Raw genomic sequence first — 18,915 nt, 5'->3', positions numbered from 1 at the left:
ACGAGATCTGACGCGTCAACGGCATATAACAAGGTTACGTCAGTTTGCACTATTTTCGGCTGCGTCTGCCTGGCAGCGCGGTTCCAAGGGTAACAGAAGGGGTTTACATGCGTAGATACGCTTGCTGGATAGCGGCGCTGATGCTGAGCCTGGCGACCTGCGCCTCGCTGGCGCAGGCGGCGACGGGCTGGGAGCCGATCAATGAAACCATTCGCAAAAGCGAAAAAGACCCGCGTCAGTATCAGGCGATCAAGCTGGCCAACGGTCTGACGGTGCTGCTGGTTTCCGACGCGCAGGCGCCGAAATCGCTGGCGGCGCTCACGCTGCCGATCGGCTCGCTGGACGATCCGGACCAGCAGCTCGGCCTGGCGCACTTTCTCGAGCATATGGTGCTGATGGGATCGCAGCGCTATCCGCAGCCCGATAACCTGGCGGAGTTCCTGAAAAAGCATGGCGGCAGCCACAACGCCAGCACCGCCTCCTATCGCACCGCCTTCTACCTTGAGGTGGAAAACAGCGCGCTGGAGCCGGCGGTGGATCGTATGGCGGACGCCATTGCCGCGCCGCTGCTCGATCCGGTCAACGCCGATCGCGAACGCAACGCCGTCAACGCCGAGCTGACGATGGCGCGCTCGCGCGACGGGCTGCGTATGGCGCAGGTCGGCGCGGAGACGCTCAACCCGGCGCATCCCGGTTCGCGCTTCTCCGGCGGCAACCTCGATACGCTGAAGGATAAGCCGGACAGCAAGCTGCTGGAGGCGCTCTCCACCTTCTACCATACCCACTACTCCGCCAATCTGATGAAGGCGGTGCTCTACAGCAATAAACCGCTGCCGGAGATGGCGCAGATCGCCGCCAACACCTTTGGGCGTATCGCCAACCACGACGCGACGGTTCCGGCTATCGACGCGCCGGTGGTGACCGAGGCGCAGCAGGGGATCATTATCCACTACGTGCCGGCGCAGCCGCGCAAGCAGCTGAAGATTGAGTTCCGCATCGCCAATAACAGCGATCGCTTCCGCAGCAAGAGCGATACGCTGATCGGCTACCTGATCGGCAACCGCAGCAAAAACACCCTGGCCGACTGGCTGCAAAAGCAGGGGCTGGCCGACGGCGTCAACGCCGGTGCCGATCCGATGAGCGAACGCAGCAGCGGCGTGTTCGCCATCACCGCCTCGCTCACCGATAAAGGGCTGGCGCAGCGCGACGAAGTGGTAGCGGCGATCTTCAGCTATATCGCCATGCTGCGCGAGCAGGGCGTCGACAAACGCTATTTTGACGAAGTCTCCCACGTGCTGGCGCTCGATTTTCGCTATCCCTCTATCACGCGCGATATGGATTATATCGAGTGGCTGGCGGATACCATGCTGCGCGTGCCGGTGGAGCACACGCTGGACGCGCCTTATCTGGCCGATGAGTATGACGCCGCTGCTATCAAGGCGCGCCTCGACGAGATGACGCCGCAGCATGCGCGCATCTGGTACATCAGCCCGCAGGAGCCGCACAACAAAGAGGCCTACTTTGTTAACGCGCCCTATCAGGTCGATCGCATCAGCGAGCAGACCTTCGCCGACTGGCAGCAGCGCGCCAGCCAGATCCAGCTGGCGATGCCGACGCTGAATCCCTATATTCCTGACGACTTCACCCTGATCCCGTCGGACGGCAAAAGCTACAGCCATCCGGTCGCGCTGCCCAACGACGGCGGCATGCCGATCTACTGGATGCCGAGCCGCTATTACGCCAGCGAGCCGAAAGCCTCGGTGATGCTGGCGCTGCGCAATCAGGAAGCGATCGGCGACGCGCGCCAGCAGGTGCTGTTCGGCCTGAACGACTATCTCTCCAGCCTGGCGCTGGACGAGCTTAACTCGCAGGCGTCGGTGGGCGGCATCAGCTTCTCTACCAGCGAAAACGACGGGCTGGTGTTCAGCGCCAGCGGCTTTACCCAGCGGCTGCCGACGCTGCTGAAAAAACTGGTGGAAGGCTACGCCACCTTCCAGCCGACGGCGCAGCAGCTGGAGCAGGCGAAATCCTGGTATCTGGATCAGCTGGACGCGGCGGACAAAGGCAAGGCGTTCGAGCTGGCGATCCAGCCGATGCAGATGCTGTCGCAGCTGCCCTATACGCAGCGCGAGACGCGCCGCGCGCTGGTGAAAGCGATTACCCTCGATGAGGTGGTGGCGTATCGCGACAATCTGATCCATCATGCGACCCCTGAACTGCTGGCGGTGGGCAACCTCAGCGCGGACAGCGTGATCCAGCTGGGTCGCGAGCTGAAGCAGCAGATGCAGACCCAGGGCACGCAGCTCTGGCGTAATAACTATGTCTCTTTCGCCAAACCGGTGAAGGCCAACCTGCAAAAAGCGGGCAGCAGCACCGACTCGGCGCTGGCGGCGCTCTATGTGCCGCTCGGCTATGGCGAATATCAGAGCATGGCCAACAGCTCGATGCTGAGCCAGATCGTGCAGCCCTGGTTCTACAATCAGCTGCGCACCGAAGAGCAGCTGGGCTATGCGGTGTTCGCTTTCCAGATGCCGGTCGGCCGTCAGTGGGGCATCGGCTTCCTGCTGCAGAGCAACAGCAAGCAGCCCGCCTACCTGCTGCAGCGCTATCAGGCCTTCTACCCGCAGGCGGAGAAGCGACTGCGCGCCATGCCGCAGAGCGACTTCGTTCAGTATCAGCAGGCGATGATCAACCAGCTGAAACAGCGACCGCAAACCCTCGATGAAGAGGCGTCGCGCTACAGCCGCGACTTTGATCGCCAGAACTACGCCTTCGATACGCGGCAGAAAGTGATAGAGGAGATCCAGAAGCTGACGCCGGACGCGCTGGCGGACTTCTTCCATCGCGCCGTGATGCAGAAAGAGGGCATGGCGATGACCTCGCAGATTGCGGGCAACAGCGCCGACAAGCTGGCGTTCGCGCCGCTGCCCGGATGGAAAACCTGGAATGAGGTGGCGAAACTGCAGCAGTCGCTACCGGTTAAGAGTGAGACGCAATGAATTACCCTGAGTCGCTGAATCCTTTGACGCTGCCGCTGCGCGGCGAGCGTCTGATCGAGGCTTCGGCGGGCACCGGCAAAACCTTTACTATCGGCGTGCTCTACCTGCGCCTGCTGTTGGGGTTGGGCGGCGAAAACAGCTACAGCCGCCCGCTGTCGGTTGAAGAGATTCTGGTGGTGACCTTTACCGAGGCCGCCACCGCGGAACTGCGCGGGCGCATCCGCGAGAACATTCATGAGCTGCGGCTGGCGTGCGTGCGCGGCGCCAGCGGCAATCCAGTGCTGACGCAGCTGCTGGAGCAGATTGAGGATCTTTCGCAGGCCGCAGCGCTGCTGCTGGCGGCGGAGCGGCAGATGGACGAAGCGGCGATATTCACTATCCACGGCTTCTGTCAGCGCATGCTTAACCTGAACGCGTTCGAGTCGGGCATGCTGTTTGAGCAGGAGCTGATAGAAGATGAGGCGGCGCTGTTTAAGCAGGCGACGGCGGACTTCTGGCGGCGTCACTGCTATCCGCTGACGCTGGACGTCGCGCGCGTCATCGTCGCGGAGTGGAACGGGCCGGAGAGCCTGTTGACCACGCTGCGGCCCTGGCTGCAGGGGGAATCGCCGCGGCTGAAACGGCCGCCGACCGACGACGAAACCCTGGCGACCCGGCATGCCGCCAATCTGGCGCGCATCGCGGCGATCAAGCAGCAGTGGCAGGCGGTCAGCGACGAAGTCGAAGGCATCGTCAGCCAGTCTGGCGTCGATAAGCGCAGCTACAGCAGCAAATACCTGCCGCTCTGGGTGGCGAAGGTCACCCAGTGGGCCAACAGCGACACCACCGACTACCTCTTTCCCAAAGAGCTGGAGCGCTTCGCCCAGAACGTACTGCTGGAAAAAACCAAAAAGGGCGAGCCGCCGCAGCATCCGCTGTTTCAGGCGGTAGAAGCCTTCCTCGCCGAGCCGCTCTCCCTGCGCGATTTAATTATCGCCCGCGCGCTGGTGGAAGTGCGCGACGCGGTGCGCAAAGAGAAGCGGCTGCGCGCGCTGCTCGGCTTCGACGATCTGCTGAGCCGGCTCGACGAGGCGCTGCAGCAGCCGGGCGGCGCGCTGCTGGCCGACACCATTCGCGCCCGCTATCCGGTGGCGCTGATCGATGAGTTTCAGGACACCGATCCGCAGCAGTACCGCATTTTCCGCACGCTCTATCTCCACCAGCCTGAGCTGGCGCTGCTGCTGATCGGCGATCCCAAGCAGGCGATCTACGCTTTTCGCGGCGCGGATATCTTTACCTATCTGCGCGCCCGCAGCGAGGTCGCGGCCCACTATACGCTTGACACCAACTGGCGCTCGTCGCCCGGCATGGTGCAGAGCGTGAACCGCCTGTTCGCCCGTATGGATTCGCCGTTTCTCTTCTCGGCTATTCCGTTTCTGCCGGTGAAGCCCGCAGAGCCGAACCAGCAGCTGACGCTGGTGAAAGACGCCCAGCCGCAGGCGGCGCTGCGTTTCTGGCTGCAGCCCGGCGATGGCGTCGGCGTCAGCGACTATCAGCAGTTTATGGCGCAGCAGTGCGCCGCCGATATCAGCCGCTGGCTGGTGGCCGGACAGCAGGGGCGGGCGCTGCTGGGCAAAGGCGACGATTTGCGTCCCGTTCAGGCCTCCGATATCACCGTGCTGGTGCGCAGCCGCAACGAAGCGGGCCTGGTGCGCGACGCGCTCAACGGGCTGTCGATTCCGTCGGTTTACCTCTCCAACCGCGACAGCGTCTACACCACGCCGGAGGCGCGCGAGCTGCTCTGGCTGCTGCAGGCGGTGCAGGCGCCGGAGCAGGAGCGGCTGCTGCGCAGCGCGCTGGCCACCTCTATCTTCGCCATCGACGCCGCCACGCTGGAAACCCTGAGTCAGAACGAGCGCGAGTGGGACGCGCTGGTCGAGCAGTTCGCCGCCTGGCAGCAGCTGTGGCATCAGCGCGGCGTGCTGCCGATGCTGCGCGACGTGATGAACCGGCGGCAGCTGGCGGAAAACATGCTGGCGTCGGAGAACGGCGAGCGCAGGCTCACCGATCTGATGCACCTCGGCGAGCTGCTGCAGGAGGCGTCGACCCAGCTCGACAGCCCCCATGCGCTGGTGCGCTTTCTCGCCCAGCAGATCGCCCGGCCCAACAGCCAGTCGGCGGAGCAGCAGCTGCGGCTGGAGAGCGATCGCCATCTGGTGCAGATCGTGACCATCCATAAATCCAAAGGGCTGCAGTATCCGCTGGTGTGGCTGCCGTTCGCCGCTGGCTTTCGCGAGGCGTCCAGCGCGCTCTACCACGACCGCGAGAGCTTTGCGACGCTGCTCGACGTGCAGGGCGACGAGCAGAGCATGGCGCTTGCCGAGCAGGAGCGGCTGGCGGAAGATCTGCGGCTGCTCTACGTCGCCCTGACGCGCTCGGTGTTTCACTGCAGCGTCGGCATCGCGCCGCTGTTCAAGGGCGCACGCAAAAAAGAGGGCGACAGCGATCTGCATAAAAGCGCGCTGGGCTATCTGGTGCAGCGGGGAGAGGGCGGTGACGCCAGCCGCCTGCGCGCCTGCCTCGACACGCTGGCGGATGGCGATACTGACATAGTGAGCGACGATCTTATCCCCGGCGAAAACTGGCGCGAAAGGACACCGCCCGACGAGGCGCTCAGCAGCCGCGAGGTGACGCGCGACCTGCGCGACGCCTGGCGCGTCACCAGCTACTCCGGGCTGCAGCAGCACAGCAGCTCGCCGCTGCTGGAGGCGATGCCCACTTTCGATATCGACGCGGCGGGCGAAGAGGGCGGCGAGGCGGAAAACCAGCTGACGCCGCACCACTTTCCGCGCGGCGCGGCGCCGGGCACCTTTCTGCACGGCCTGTTTGAGTCTATCGATTTCACCCGGCCGCCGGATCGGACGCTGCTGGAGACGCAGCTGGAACAGAACGGCTATGGGCAGCACTGGCTGCCGGTGCTGGAGGCCTGGATCGCGCGCGTGCTGCACACGCCGCTCAATAGCGACGGCCTGATGCTCGGCGCGCTGCAGAACCAGGACCGGCTGGTGGAGATGGCCTTTTATCTGCCGCTGGAGCGCATGCTTAATGCGGCACAGCTGGATGCGCTGATGCGCCAGCACGATGCGCTGTCGGCGCGCGCGCCGCGGCTGGAGTTCCATCAGGTGCAGGGGATGCTGAAAGGCTTTATCGATCTGGTGTTTCGCTGGAACGGTCAATATTATCTGCTGGATTACAAGTCCAACTGGCTAGGCGACAGCGAAGCGGCCTATACGCCGCAGGCGATGGCGCAGGCGATGGTCGATCATCGCTATGACCTGCAGTATCAGCTCTATACGCTGGCGCTGCATCGCTATCTGCAGCATCGCCTGCCGGGTTACGACTATCAGCGCCACTTTGGCGGCGTGTTTTATCTGTTTCTGCGCGGCGTCGACGGCAGTTCGCCGGAAAACGGCATCTTTACCGCGCGCCCTTCGGCTGAGTTTGTCGCCGGGCTGGACGCGCTGTTTCGCCGGGCGGAAGAGGAGGAAGTATGACGGAAATCATGCCATTGCTCGATCAGGCGGTTGAGAAGCGTCTGCTACGGCCGCTCGATCTGCAGTTTGCGCGGCTGCTGGCCGACACGTCGCAGCCGGCGTGGCTGCTGGCGGCCGCCTGCGTCAGCGCCGAAGCGGGCGACGGCCATGTCTGCCTGCCGCTGACGCATCTGGAGGGCGAAAAACTCTTCGCCGGGCGTCACCCGGAGCTGGCGCAGGCGCTGTGGCGCGCGGCGGGCGCGCCGGCGTGCTGGAAAACCGCGCTGGCCGACTGGCCGGCGTTGAGCGACGGCGGCATTGCCACGCCGCTGGTGCTTAATCATGAGCGGCTCTACCTGCATCGCCTGTGGCAGAGCGAAGGTCAGGTGGCGCGCTTTTTCACGCTGCAGGCGGAGATGGCGGAGATGGATATCGCCGCCGCGCAAAACGTGCTGAGCGCGCTGTTTGGCGATGGTCCCGATGACTGGCAAAAAATCGCCGCGGCCGTGGCGCTGACGCGCAAAACGGCGGTGATCTCCGGCGGGCCCGGCACCGGCAAAACCACCACCGTGGCGAAGCTGCTGGCGGCGATGATCCGCCTGAGCCACAACAGCCTGCGCATTCAGCTGGCGGCGCCGACCGGCAAAGCGGCGGCGCGTCTGACCGAGTCGCTCGGCCAGGCGCTGCAGGCGCTGTCGGTCAGCGACGAGGAGCGGGCGCGTTTCCCCAGCGAAGCGACGACGCTGCATCGTCTGCTCGGCGCGCAGCCCGATACCCAGCGGCTGCGCTACCACGCCGCCAACCGGCTGCATCTTGACGTGCTGGTGGTGGACGAGGCGTCCATGGTCGATCTGTCGATGATGGCGAAGCTGATCGCGGCGCTGCCCGATCATGCGCGCGTTATTTTCCTCGGCGATCGCGATCAGCTGGCGTCGGTGGAAGCGGGCGCCGTGCTGGGCGATATCTGCCGCTGTGCCGAAGCGGGCTACAGCCTGGCGCGCGCGCAGCAGCTGGTGGCGCTGACGCAGTGTGCGCTGGACGGCGCGGATGACGCGCGCGCGCCTGACGTGCGCGACAGCATCTGCCTGCTGCGCAAGAGTTACCGCTTTGACGCCTCGTCAGGGATCGGACAGCTGGCGCGGGCGGTTAACCTGGGCGACGCGCGCGAAGTCGAGAAGGTGATTAACGCCGCCTTCGAGGATATCGATTTTCAGGCGCTGCAGAGCGGCGAGGCCTATCAGACCATGCTCGACGCCGTCGCGGAAGGCTACCGGCCTTTCCTGAAGCTGGTGCAGGCGCGTGCGCCGGTTGAGGAGATCCTGCTGGCGTTTAGCCGCTTTCAGCTGCTGTGCGCGCTGCGCGACGGGCCGTTTGGCGTGCAGGGGCTGAATCAGCGCATCGAGCAGCGTCTGGTGCAGCTGCAGCGCATTCGTCGTCCCGCCATCGGCAGCCGCTGGTATGCGGGCAGACCGGTGATGGTGACGCGCAACGACAGCGCGCTGGGGCTGTTTAACGGCGATATCGGCATTACGCTGCGCGACGCGGAAAATCAGCTCAAGGTCTTTTTCCCGCTGCCGGACGGCTCCGTAAAAGCGGTGCAGCCGAGTCGCCTGCCGCCGCACGATACCGCCTGGGCGATGACGGTGCATAAGTCGCAGGGGTCGGAGTTCGAGCACACCGCGCTGGTGATGCCGGCCCAGTTCTCGCCGGTGCTGACGCGCGAGCTGGTCTACACCGCCATTACCCGCGCGCGCAAGCGGCTGACGCTCTACAGCGAACCTGCGGTGTTTCAGCGCGCGGTGCAGCTGCAAACCCAGCGCCGCAGCGGGCTGGTGGAAAGGTTAAGTCTGGTATAAAGGACGCATCAGGAGCGAACGCGGGCGGCATGGACCGTTACGCAAAGTCGCTTGCGCATCCTTGCCCGCTCGGCCTGCGCCAATACGCACCTCATCCTTGAGGTGCGCCCGTTAACGGGCCAACGCGCCGCGTTGTTCAAAAACGCTCCCGGCGTTTTTGTCCCTGGCGCAGGACGCTTTGCTCCACGGCCCATGCCGCCCGCGCATCAGCGACGGTGCTGTCTGGCCTGACTCAGGTCAGGTCCGCCATCAGCACCTTTGAGCGCCGCTGATAGTTGTACATCTGCTTTTTGCTCTCCGGCAGCGACTCAATATCCACCGGCGTAAAGCCGCGCTCCTGAAACCAGTGAATGCTGCGCGTCGTCAGCACGAACAGCTTCTCCAGCCCCATCTGCCGCGCCTGCAGCGCCACGCGCTGCAGCAGCATCTCGCCGCGCGACGAGCTGCGATAGTCGGGATGCACCGCCACGCAGGCCATTTCGCCAATCTTCTCATCCATAAAGGGATAGAGCGCCGCGCAGGCGATGGTGAGATTGTCGCGAATGATAATGGTGAACTTATCGATCTCCATCTCCAGCTGCTCGCGCGAGCGACGCACCAGAATACCCTGCTGCTCCAGCGGACGGATCAGCTCCAGAATGCCGCCGATATCGTTAATGGTGGCGCGGCGGATCTGCTCGCTCGACTCCATAACGATCTGCGTGCCGATGCCGTCGCGTGAAAACAGCTCCTGCAGCAGCGCGCCATCTTCCTGATAGCTAATGAGATGACTGCGGCGCACGCCGCTGCGGCAGGCCTTAACCGCGCCGCGCAGGAAGCGCACCGTGCCGGAAAGATAGTCGCCGTCGCTCTCCATCTCGTCGATGCGCGCCTGCGCGTCGTTGGGAAACAGCTCAGAGATAATCGCGCCGTCGCGCCGGGTGACGCCCTGTTCAGAGCAGAAGCCGATCATCTTTTCCGCCTTCAGCTTGATCGCCAGCTGGGTGGCGACCTCTTCCGACGTCAGGTTAAAACTCTCGCCGGTGACGGAAACCGCCACCGGGCCGAGCAGCACAATCGCATTGTTATCCAGCTGACGATGGATCGCCTCTTCGTCGATGCGGCGAATTCGTCCGCTGTGGCAGTAGTCGACGCCGTCATCCACGCCGAGCGGCTGAGCGATAATAAAGTTGCCGCTCACCACGTTGATATGCGCGCCCTGCAGCGGCGTGTTGTTCAGGCTCATTGAGAGTCGCGCCGTGATATCCAGCTGCAGCCGTCCCGCCGCCTGCTTCACCAGCTCCAGCGACTGCGCGTCGGTCACGCGGGTGTACTTGTGGTAAACCGGCTCCAGCTGGTGTGCGGCCAGGCTGGCGTCGATCTGCGGACGCGCGCCGTACACCACCACCAGACGAATGCCGAGGCTGTGCAGCAGACCGATATCGTTGACGATGCTGGAGAAATTCTGATGTTCGATGGCTTCGCCGCCCAGCATGATGACAAAGGTCTTGTCCCGATGGGCATTAATATAGGGAACGGTGTGGCGAAAACCCTGAACCAGCTCAGTACTACGTTCCTTCACGGCAAACCCTCAATGAATGTTTATTCGTAATTTCTGTATTTTTATTCTTTTAGCGTCTTTTTTGCAAGGATTAAACCTGACGTAAATTTACGTTTTTTTGGGTGCACTCGCTGCTAAGAGACTGCATCATTTGGCAATTCCTGAATGACTTCCCCAAAGTGATGGGCTAAAGTTTTCACCGCCGTTTATGAAGATGGCGGTTTTTTAGACAGAACAGAGCAGCTGGAGCGGCATGTCAGAATCAAATCCCTTGTTTTCCCGCAGAAGGCTCCTGCAGGGTAGCGGCGCACTACTGCTGCTGAGCGTCAGCCGCGCTGGCCTGGCAGCGAAAAACCATATCGTAGCGGTGCGCATCTGGCCCTCATCGACCTATTCACGTATGACGCTGGAGTCCAGCGTGCCGCTTCACTATAAGCAGTTTGCGCTCTCGCATCCGGATCGGCTGGTGGTCGATATCCAGAATATGCACCTCAACCCGGTGCTAAAGGGCGTCGACAAGCTGGTGCAGGTTAACGATCCCTTTATCAAAAGCGCGCGGGTCGGGCAGTTTGACGCCAGTACCGTGCGTATCGTGCTGGAGCTGAAGCGCAACGTCGCGCCGAAAACCTTTACCCTGGCGCCGGTGGCCGGGATCAAGCACCGACTGGTGGTGGATCTCTATCCGAGCCAGGACACGGCTGAAGACGATCCGCTGCTGGCGCTGCTCAAGGATTACAACCAGGGCGACCTGGAGCGCAACGAGCCGGCGACTGCGCCGCTGCCCGGCAAGGCGGGACGCGATCGGCCAATGATCATCATGATCGATCCGGGACACGGCGGCGAGGATCCCGGCGCGCACGGCAAATACAAAACGCGCGAAAAAGATATCGTGCTGAAGATGGGGCGACGGCTTAAGGCGCTGATAGATAAAGAGCCGAATATGAAGGCCTATATGACGCGCAACGAAGATGTCTTTATTCCGCTGCGGGTGCGGGTGGCGAAAGCGCGCAAGCAGCGCGCCGATCTGTTTGTCTCGATTCACGCCGACGCCTTTACCAGCCGCAGCGCGCGCGGCTCCTCGGTGTTCGCGCTCTCCACCAAAGGCGCCACCTCGGCGGCGGCGCGCTTTCTGGCGCAGACGCAGAACGAGTCGGATCTGATCGGCGGCGTCAGCAAGAGCGGCGACCGCTACCTCGACCACACCATGTTCGATATGGTGCAGCGCCAGACCATTCATGACAGCCTGAACTTCGGTAAAGAGGTGCTGCATCGGATGGGGCGCATCAACCATCTGCACAAACGCACCGTCGACCAGGCGGGTTTCGCGGTGCTGAAGGCGCCCGATATTCCGTCGATTCTGGTGGAGACCGCCTTTATCAGCAACGTAGAAGAAGAGCGCAAGCTACGCACCAGCCGCTACCAGCAGCAGGTGGCCGAGGCAATTTTTCACGGCATAAAGGCTTACTTCGACAAGGGCGGGGCGCGACGCTAAAAGAGGCGAGGGGATGGCGCAGGCCGTCCCGGTTTCACAAGGCACAAAAACAAAAAAGCACCCTTTCAGGTGCTTAAATGTTGGTTGCGGGAGCCGGATTTGAACCGACGACCTTCGGGTTATGAGCCCGACGAGCTACCAGGCTGCTCCATCCCGCGTCCGTAGTGCGCATTGCGTCTTTTTCACATTGTCTCTTCAGCAGAAGAGTTGGTTGCGGGAGCCGGATTTGAACCGACGACCTTCGGGTTATGAGCCCGACGAGCTACCAGGCTGCTCCATCCCGCGTCCGTAGTGCGCATTGCGTCTTTTTTCACATTGTCTCTTCAACAGAAGAGTTGGTTGCGGGAGCCGGATTTGAACCGACGACCTTCGGGTTATGAGCCCGACGAGCTACCAGGCTGCTCCATCCCGCGTCCGTGGATGCGCACTATACCTCCTGGCGCCGATGATGCAACCCCTTTTTCGTGCGAAGCGCCAAATTAGGGATTGTTTGCTGAATATTTTCTCCATCTGGCTAAATATCGCACAGCCGCGCCTGCGGAAAGGGCAGGCCGATTTCAATCTGCCAGACGCTTTGCTATCGTCGCGGGGCGAACACTGATGAATAAAAGAGACGGCGATGAATAAAGGACACTGGGCGAAGTATGCACTGACGGGTGCACTGTTTGCGCTGCTGGCGGGTTGTAGCTCGAAACCGACCGATCGCGGGCAGCAGTATAAAGATGGCAAGCTGGAACAGCCGCTGGCGCTGGTTAACCAGCCGAATGCCAAAGGACGACCGGTCAACGGCAGAGATTTCGGTGAGCAGGTGCGGCAGATCCAGTCCGCCTCGTCCGCCCTCTATGGACGCCACACCGGCACCTATAGCGCGATTGAGAGCTGGCTGATGGCGGGCGCCGACACGCGCCAGCTGCGTCAGTTCGGCCTGAACGCCTTCCAGATGGAAGGCACCGATAACTACGGCAACGTGCAGTTTACTGGCTACTACACGCCGGTGGTGCAGGCGCGCTACACGCGCCAGGGGGAATTCCAGTACCCCATCTACCGCATGCCGCCGCGCAAGCGCGGGGCAAAGCTGCCGAGCCGCGCCTCTATCTATAGTGGCGGTCTGGATGAGCGCTACGTGATTGGCTGGAGCAATTCGCTGATCGATAACTTTATTATGGACGTGCAGGGCAGCGGCTACGTGGATTACGGCGACGGTCGGCCGATGACCTTCTTCGGCTACGGCGGCAAAAACGGCTGGGCCTATCACAGCATCGGTAAAGAGCTGATCGATCGCGGCGAGGTCAAGCGCGAAGATATGTCGATGCAGGCGATCCGCGACTGGGCGGCGTCCCACTCCGAACAGGAGGTGCGCGCGCTGCTGGAAACCAACCCGTCGTTCGTCTTCTTTAAGCCGGAACCCTATACGCCGGTGCGCGGCGCCAGCGCGGTGCCGCTGGTGGCGAAAGCCTCGGTGGCGTCGGACCGTTCGCTGATCCCGGCAGGCACCGCGCTGCTGGCGGAGGTGCCGCAGCTGAATGAAAAGGGCAAGTTCAACGGCAAATATGAGATGCGCCTGATGGTGGCGCTGGACGTCGGCGGCGCCATCAAGGGCCAGCACTTCGATATCTATCAGGGCATCGGGCCTGATGCGGCGCACCTTGCGGGCTTCTATAACCACTATGGCCGCGTCTGGGTGCTGAAAGCCGCGCCGGGCGCCGGGCAGCCGCTGTTCAGCAGCCCGCAAAACGGTGATAATGGCTCGCTGTTACTGGGTTCAAACTGATTTCTCTGCGGGCCGCACGGCCCGCATGTCGCGACAAGGTTGATTATGAGTGTGGTTAACGAGGCCTGGCGTCAGCGTTTTGGCGGCACGGCACGTCTCTATGGGCAGGATGCGCTGACGCGTTTCGCCGCGGCGCACTTCTGCGTCATCGGCATCGGCGGCGTGGGATCCTGGGCGGCGGAAGCGCTGGTGCGCACCGGCATCGGCAAAATTACCCTGATCGATATGGATGATGTCTGCATCACCAATACCAATCGCCAGATCCACGCCCTGAATGGCAACGTTGGCAAGGCGAAAACCGAGGTGATGGCCGAGCGGCTGCGCGCCATCAATCCCGACTGTGAGGTGATCTGCATCGACGACTTCATCACGCCGGACAACACCGCCGAGCTGATGGCAGCGGGCTATGACTACGTGATCGACGCCATCGACAGCGTGCGCCCCAAAGCGGCGCTGATCGCCTGGTGCCGCCGCAACAAGATCCCGTTGATCACCACCGGTGGCGCGGGCGGCCAGATCGATCCGACGCAGATTCAGGTCGCCGATCTGGCGAAGACGATTCAGGATCCGCTGGCAGCGAAGCTGCGCGAGCGGCTGAAGGCGCTTGGCGTAGTGAAAAACAGCAAAGGCAAGCTGGGCATCGACTGCGTCTTCTCAACCGAAGCGCTGATGTATCCGCAGCCGGACGGCAGCGTCTGCGCCGCGCGCAGCACCGCCGAAGGGCCGAAAAGAATGGACTGCGAAGCGGGATTCGGCGCCGCTACCATGGTGACCGCTACCTTCGGTTTTGTCGCCGTTTCCCATGCGCTGAAGAAATATCTGGCGCGCGCGGCGCGTCAGGCGGCGTAACGACTCAGGGCTGCGCTGCGCGCGCGGCCTGCTGATGCACCGCCTCCGCCAACGCCTTCAGGCCGCTGCTGCGCGAGGCGCTGAGCTGGGCGCGCAGGCCGAGTTCGTCAAACAGCCGCAGCGGATCGTCCGCCAGCAGCGCCTGCGGCGTTCTCCCTTCCACGGCGGTCAGCAGCACCGCCAGTAACCCCCGCACGATGCGACCTTCGCTGTCGCCGTAAAAGTGCAGCGTGCCGTCGTGGCGCAGCTGGCTGCCGAGCCAGACGCGGTTTTCGCAGCCGGTCAGCTCAATCTCTTGCGTTTTCAGCGCCTCCGGCAGCGCGGGCAGCTGACGGCTGAGCTGGATTAACTGGCGATAGCGATCCTCCCACTGCTGAAAATGGGCGAATTTCTCTTTCAGCCCGTCAAGGGTGATCAGATCGCCGAACGGGTGCGGACCCGCCAGGGTTTGACTCATGCTTCCTCCTCCGACAGCAGGTCGAGCGCGGTATAGATGGCGCGCGTCAGCGCATCCACATCCTGCAGATTATTATAGGGCGCGAACGAGACGCGCAGCGTGCCGCTCACGCCCAGCGCCGCCATCAGCGGCTGCGCGCAGTGCTGGCCCGCGCGCAGCGCGATGCCCTGTTCCGCCAGCAGCGTCACGATGTCGCTGTGGTGTACGCCGGCGAAATCGAACGCCAGCACGCTTGAGCGGCCAACGCGATAGCTGCGGAATCCCGGGAACTCGCCTAGCTGCTCTTCCGCCAGGCTGGCGAGCTGCTGGCTCCACATCTCCGCCTTGAGTCGGTCGTGCTGCTCAAGCCAGCTGAGCGCGGCGCTCAATCCCACCACGCCCGCCACGTTGGGCGTGCCGGCTTCAAAACGCCAGGGCGCGGGCTGCGGCGTAAAACCGTTGAAATCGACCTGGGTCAGCATCTTGCCGCCGCCTTGCCACGGCGTCATCTCCTCCAGCAGCTCGGCTTTGCCATACAGCGCGCCAATGCCGGTCGGGCCGTAGAGCTTGTGCGCGGAGAAGGCGTAGAAGTCGATATCGAGCGCCTGCACGTCGGGCGGGCAGTGCGCCACGCCCTGCGCCCCGTCCACCATCACTTTCGCGCCGACGCCGTGCGCCAGCGCGATCGCCTGCGCCAGATCGGGACAGCCGCCGGTAACGTTAGACATCTGCCCTACGGCCAGCAGGCGGGTGCGCGCGCTGAGCAGCGACGGCAGCAGCGCGATATCGGGCAGGCGATCCGCGCCGATGGGCCACTTCACCACCTTCGCGCCGCGCGCCTGCGCCGCCATGAGCCAGGGCACCAGATTAGCGTGATGCTCCGCTTCGCTCACCACAATCTCGTCGCCCGCCTGCAGACGCGGCAGCAGCCAGCCGTTGGCAACCAGATTGATCGCCTCGGTGGTGCCGCGCGTCCAGACGATCTGGTGGCCATGCGCCGCATTCAGCAGGCGCGCCACCTGATCTCGCGCCTGCTCATAGCGTTCGGTGAGCTGGCGCGCCGCGCCGTACTGGCTGCGATGCACCGTGCCGGCGCTCAGGCTGTAAAACTGCTGGGCGGTGTCGATCACGACCTGCGGCTTAAGCGTCGTGGCGGCGCTGTCGAGATAAACACCGGCGTCGCTCAGCGCCGGAAACTGCTGGCGAAATGCGGAGGGGTTGAATGCGGTCATGCTTTGTCTCGTCATACAAATAAAGTGGACCAGATCAAAAGCCTGGCTCTCTGCTGGCAAAGCTGTAAAAGCGCGTTATGCTGATTAATGCAAGGTTTAAACCAAAACCCGCACAAGGAGCAACCTTCTTTAGTCGATTTGACTACCGGTTAGCCAACGCGGGCGGTTTGATGCAATCAATCTGCAAGGAGATAGAAAATGAAAAAACTTTCAGCAGTGCTGGCCATCTGCGCCATGGCTTTTACTCTGGCCGCGTGTTCAAGCAATTATGTCATGCATACCAACGATGGTCGCACCATTGTTTCTGAAGGCAAGCCTTCCGTAGACAGCGACACCGGTATGATCAGCTATAAAGACGCTAACGGCAACAAGCAGCAGATCAACCGCGCTGACGTTAAAGAGATGGTCGAGATGCAGTAAGCGGCAATTCGCTGGCTGCAGGCAAAAAAAAAGCACCGCAATTTGCGGTGCTATTCAAAATCACTATGGACAGACAGGGTAAATCTACAGGAATTAAAAGCTTGATCTGCAAGCGTCAGATCAAAATGCAAACACAACATCACGACCACAAGCCAAAAGCTCTCCGGAAATCTGCGAACTCACTCACAAATCCTGAAATCTTTTCGTTCCGGCTCAGGAAGTGCGGCAACTATAGGTATTTGCTGGAGCTTCCTCAACGGACAATTTATAATGCCTCGGATTACTAAAACTAATATGTGACCGCTTTTTATAAGCGCACGTGTTTTGCCCCTGATCCGAGCACGGAAAACCATGTCGAAACGCCTTCCTCCTCTTAATGCACTCCGCGTGTTTGACGCCGCGGCGCGTCATCTTAGCTTTACCAAAGCGGCTGAAGAGCTGTTTGTCACCCAGGCAGCTGTAAGCCATCAGATAAAATCGCTGGAAGATTTTCTGGGGTTAAAGCTGTTTCGCCGGAGGAATCGTTCGCTTTTACTCACGGAAGAGGGACAAAGCTACTATCTCGATATCAAAGAGATTTTCACCGCCCTGAACGATGCGACGCGCAAGCTGCAGGCGCGCAGCGCCAAAGGCGCCCTGACCGTGAGCCTGCTGCCCAGCTTCGCCATTCAGTGGCTGGTGCCGCGCCTCTCCAGCTTTAATATGGCTTATCCGGGCATCGACGTGCGCATCCAGGCGGTGGACCGCGACGAAGAGAAACTGGCGGACGACGTCGACGTAGCGATCTTCTACGGCCGCGGCAACTGGCCGGGGCTGCGGGTGGAGAAACTCTATGCCGAGTATCTGCTGCCGGTCTGTTCGCCCGCGCTGATGACCGGCGATAACCCGTTGAAAACGCCGCTGGATCTGGCGCGCTTCACGCTGCTGCACGACGCCTCGCGCCGCGACTGGCAATCCTATATCCGCCAGCTAGGCTTGCAGCATATCAACGTGCAGCAGGGGCCGATTTTCAGCCACAGCGCCATGGTATTGCAGGCGGCGATCCACGGTCAGGGCGTTGCGCTGGCGAATAATGTGATGGCGCAGAGCGAGATCGAAGCCGGCCGCCTGATCTGTCCCTTTAACGACGTCTTAGTCAGTAAAAACGCTTTTTATCTGGTTTGTCATGACAGCCAGGCAGAACTGGGTAAAATAGCCGCCTTTCGACAGTGGATCCTCGCGAAAGCCGCCAGCGAACAAGAAAAATTTCGCTTTCGTTACGACCACTAAATAATAGATTTCTGTAGAGTGAAGTACAGATGCACCTTGAGGATAGTCAGATGTCCAGTCGTGCCATGTTTATCTTTGCCGCCATCAGCGGATTTTTGCTGGTGGCGTTTGGCGCTTTTGGCGCGCACGTATTAAGCCGCTCGCTCGGTCCGGCCGAAATGGCCTGGATCCACACCGGGCTGGAGTACCAGGCGTACCATACGCTGGCGGTGATCGGTTTAGGCGCGGCGATGCTGCGCCGCGCCAACCTCTGGTTTTACTGGAGCAGCGCATTTCTCGCCCTCGGCATCGTGCTGTTTAGCGGCAGCCTTTATTGTCTGGCGCTGTCGCATCTGAAGTTTTGGGTTTTCGTTACGCCGATCGGTGGGCTCTGCTTCCTGGTCGGCTGGTTCCTGATGTTGATTGGCGCGCTGCGTCTGAAACGAAAGGCAGATCGCCATGAATAAAGTTTTACTCTATTGCCGTCCCGGTTTTGAAAAAGAGTGCGCGGCGGAAATCGCGGCCCACGCCGCCGAGCGTGAGATCTATGGTTTCCCGCGGGTGAAAGAGAACAGCGGCTACGTGCTGTTCGAGTGTTATCAGCACGAAGACGCCGATCGGCTGGCGCGCGAGCTGCCGTTTGAGACGCTGATCTTTGCCCGCCAGATGCTGGTGGTCGGCGAGCTGTTGAAAGACCTGCCGCCGGACGACCGCATTACGCCGATTGTCGGCATGCTGACCGGCGTGGTGGAGAAGGGCGGTGAACTGCGCGTCGAGGTGCCGGACACCAACGACGCGAAAGAGCTGACCAAATTCTGCCGCAAGTTCACCGTGCCGCTGCGCGCCAGCCTGCGCGACGCCGGGATCCTGCTCAACTACGAAAGCCCGAAGCGTCCGGTGGTGCACGTCTTCTTTATCGCGCCTGGCGCCTGCTATGTCGGCTATTCGGTGGTCGGCAACCATTCGCCGTTCTATATGGGCATTCCGCGCCTGAAGTTCCCGGCTGACGCGCCGAGCCGCTCGACCCTGAAGCTGGAAGAGGCGTTTCACGTCTTTATTCCCGCCGACGAGTGGGACGAGCGTCTGGCGGGCGGCATGCATGCGGTCGATCTCGGCGCCTGTCCCGGCGGCTGGACCTATCAGCTGGTGAAGCGCAGCATGTGGGTTTATGCGGTAGACAACGGCCCAATGGCGCCGAGCCTGATGGACACCGGGCAGGTAACGCACTGTCGCGAAGATGGCTTTAAGTTTCGCCCGACGCGCAACAACAATGACTGGCTGGTGTGCGACATGGTCGAGAAGCCGGTGCGCGTTGCCAGCCTGATGACCGAATGGCTGGTCAACGGCTGGTGCCGCGAAGCGATCTTCAACCTCAAGCTGCCGATGAAAAAACGTTACGAAGAGGTGACGCAGAATCTGGCGATGATCGACGAGGCGCTGAAGACGCAGGGCATCAATGCCCAGATCCGCGCCCGCCAGCTCTACCACGACCGCGAAGAGGTCACGGTGCATATTCGCCGCATCTGGGGCGCCATTCCAGGCCGCCGCGACGAACGTTAA

General features: G+C 62.0%; 13 protein-coding genes and 3 tRNA genes. 10 read left to right on the top strand and 6 right to left on the bottom strand.

The genetic code is table 11. From position 1 onward, the window contains the following. The first annotated feature begins 107 nt into the window (after positions 1 to 107). Genes ptrA through recD form a run of 3 tightly spaced genes read left to right on the top strand, consistent with a single transcriptional unit; the run spans position 108 to position 8,367 of the window. A complete protein-coding gene (gene ptrA, locus B2J69_RS19000) occupies positions 108 to 2,999 on the top strand; it encodes a pitrilysin (RefSeq protein ID WP_081141196.1) in 2,892 nt (963 codons plus the stop codon). Next, a complete protein-coding gene (gene recB, locus B2J69_RS18995; protein ID WP_081141195.1) occupies positions 2,996 to 6,532 on the top strand; it encodes an exodeoxyribonuclease V subunit beta in 3,537 nt (1,178 codons plus the stop codon). The genes ptrA and recB overlap by 4 nt, the downstream gene beginning before the upstream one ends. Continuing rightward, complete coding sequence (gene recD / locus B2J69_RS18990) at positions 6,529 to 8,367, top strand: exodeoxyribonuclease V subunit alpha (protein WP_081141194.1); 1,839 nt, start codon at positions 6,529 to 6,531, stop codon at positions 8,365 to 8,367. Before recB ends, recD begins: the two co-directional genes overlap by 4 nt. Positions 8,368 to 8,599: 232 nt before the next feature. On the opposite strand, the gene argA is transcribed toward recD, so the two are convergent. Continuing rightward, the gene (gene argA, locus B2J69_RS18985) at positions 8,600 to 9,928 is read right to left on the bottom strand and encodes an amino-acid N-acetyltransferase (protein ID WP_081141193.1); all 1,329 of its coding nucleotides are present in this window, start codon (positions 9,926 to 9,928) and stop codon (positions 8,600 to 8,602) included. 232 nt (positions 9,929 to 10,160) lie between these two features. Between argA and amiC the strand changes: the two genes are divergently transcribed. Then, positions 10,161 to 11,399, top strand: coding sequence for an N-acetylmuramoyl-L-alanine amidase AmiC (gene amiC / locus B2J69_RS18980; RefSeq protein WP_081141192.1), 1,239 nt, complete (start codon positions 10,161 to 10,163; stop codon positions 11,397 to 11,399). Positions 11,400 to 11,480: 81 nt separating this feature from the next. On the opposite strand, the gene B2J69_RS18975 is transcribed toward amiC, so the two are convergent. From B2J69_RS18975 to B2J69_RS18965, 3 genes are all read right to left on the bottom strand, one after another. After that, positions 11,481 to 11,557, bottom strand: a tRNA-Met gene (locus B2J69_RS18975). 50 nt (positions 11,558 to 11,607) lie between these two features. After that, positions 11,608 to 11,684, bottom strand: a tRNA-Met gene (locus B2J69_RS18970). Between the two features lie 51 nt (positions 11,685 to 11,735). Beyond that, a tRNA-Met gene (locus tag B2J69_RS18965) sits at positions 11,736 to 11,812 on the bottom strand. A gap of 206 nt (positions 11,813 to 12,018) precedes the next feature. Here B2J69_RS18965 and mltA point away from each other — a divergent pair. Together mltA and tcdA are read left to right on the top strand one after the other, a co-directional pair. Next, positions 12,019 to 13,170, top strand: a complete 1,152-nt coding sequence (gene mltA / locus B2J69_RS18960; RefSeq protein ID WP_081141191.1) for a murein transglycosylase A — start codon at positions 12,019 to 12,021, stop codon at positions 13,168 to 13,170. Positions 13,171 to 13,215: 45 nt separating this feature from the next. Next, positions 13,216 to 14,019, top strand: coding sequence for a tRNA cyclic N6-threonylcarbamoyladenosine(37) synthase TcdA (tcdA, locus tag B2J69_RS18955; RefSeq protein WP_081141190.1), 804 nt, complete (start codon positions 13,216 to 13,218; stop codon positions 14,017 to 14,019). Positions 14,020 to 14,023: 4 nt separating this feature from the next. Here tcdA and csdE read toward each other — a convergent pair whose 3' ends face one another. Next, positions 14,024 to 14,476, bottom strand: coding sequence for a cysteine desulfurase sulfur acceptor subunit CsdE (gene csdE, locus B2J69_RS18950; RefSeq protein ID WP_081141189.1), 453 nt, complete (start codon positions 14,474 to 14,476; stop codon positions 14,024 to 14,026). After that, positions 14,473 to 15,687 carry a cysteine desulfurase CsdA gene (gene csdA, locus B2J69_RS18945; protein WP_081141188.1) on the bottom strand — a complete coding sequence of 405 codons (1,215 nt, stop codon included), beginning with the start codon at positions 15,685 to 15,687 and terminating at the stop codon, positions 14,473 to 14,475. Before csdA ends, csdE begins: the two co-directional genes overlap by 4 nt. A gap of 198 nt (positions 15,688 to 15,885) precedes the next feature. Between csdA and B2J69_RS18940 the strand changes: the two genes are divergently transcribed. From B2J69_RS18940 to rlmM, 4 genes are all read left to right on the top strand, one after another. Continuing rightward, positions 15,886 to 16,107 (top strand): YgdI/YgdR family lipoprotein, encoded by a 222-nt coding sequence (locus B2J69_RS18940; RefSeq protein ID WP_081141187.1) that lies wholly within the window; start codon positions 15,886 to 15,888, stop codon positions 16,105 to 16,107. A gap of 351 nt (positions 16,108 to 16,458) precedes the next feature. Beyond that, on the top strand, positions 16,459 to 17,376 hold the full coding sequence (locus B2J69_RS18935) for a transcriptional regulator GcvA (RefSeq protein ID WP_081141186.1): 918 nt from the start codon (positions 16,459 to 16,461) through the stop codon (positions 17,374 to 17,376). 50 nt (positions 17,377 to 17,426) lie between these two features. Next, positions 17,427 to 17,822 (top strand): DUF423 domain-containing protein, encoded by a 396-nt coding sequence (locus tag B2J69_RS18930; RefSeq protein WP_081141185.1) that lies wholly within the window; start codon positions 17,427 to 17,429, stop codon positions 17,820 to 17,822. Beyond that, complete coding sequence (rlmM, locus tag B2J69_RS18925; protein ID WP_081141184.1) at positions 17,815 to 18,915, top strand: 23S rRNA (cytidine(2498)-2'-O)-methyltransferase RlmM; 1,101 nt, start codon at positions 17,815 to 17,817, stop codon at positions 18,913 to 18,915. Before B2J69_RS18930 ends, rlmM begins: the two co-directional genes overlap by 8 nt.

It is taken from the genome of Pantoea latae (assembly GCF_002077695.1).
Lineage (GTDB): Bacteria > Pseudomonadota > Gammaproteobacteria > Enterobacterales > Enterobacteriaceae > Pantoea > Pantoea latae.
This window is presented reverse-complemented; position numbering and strand designations above follow the sequence as displayed.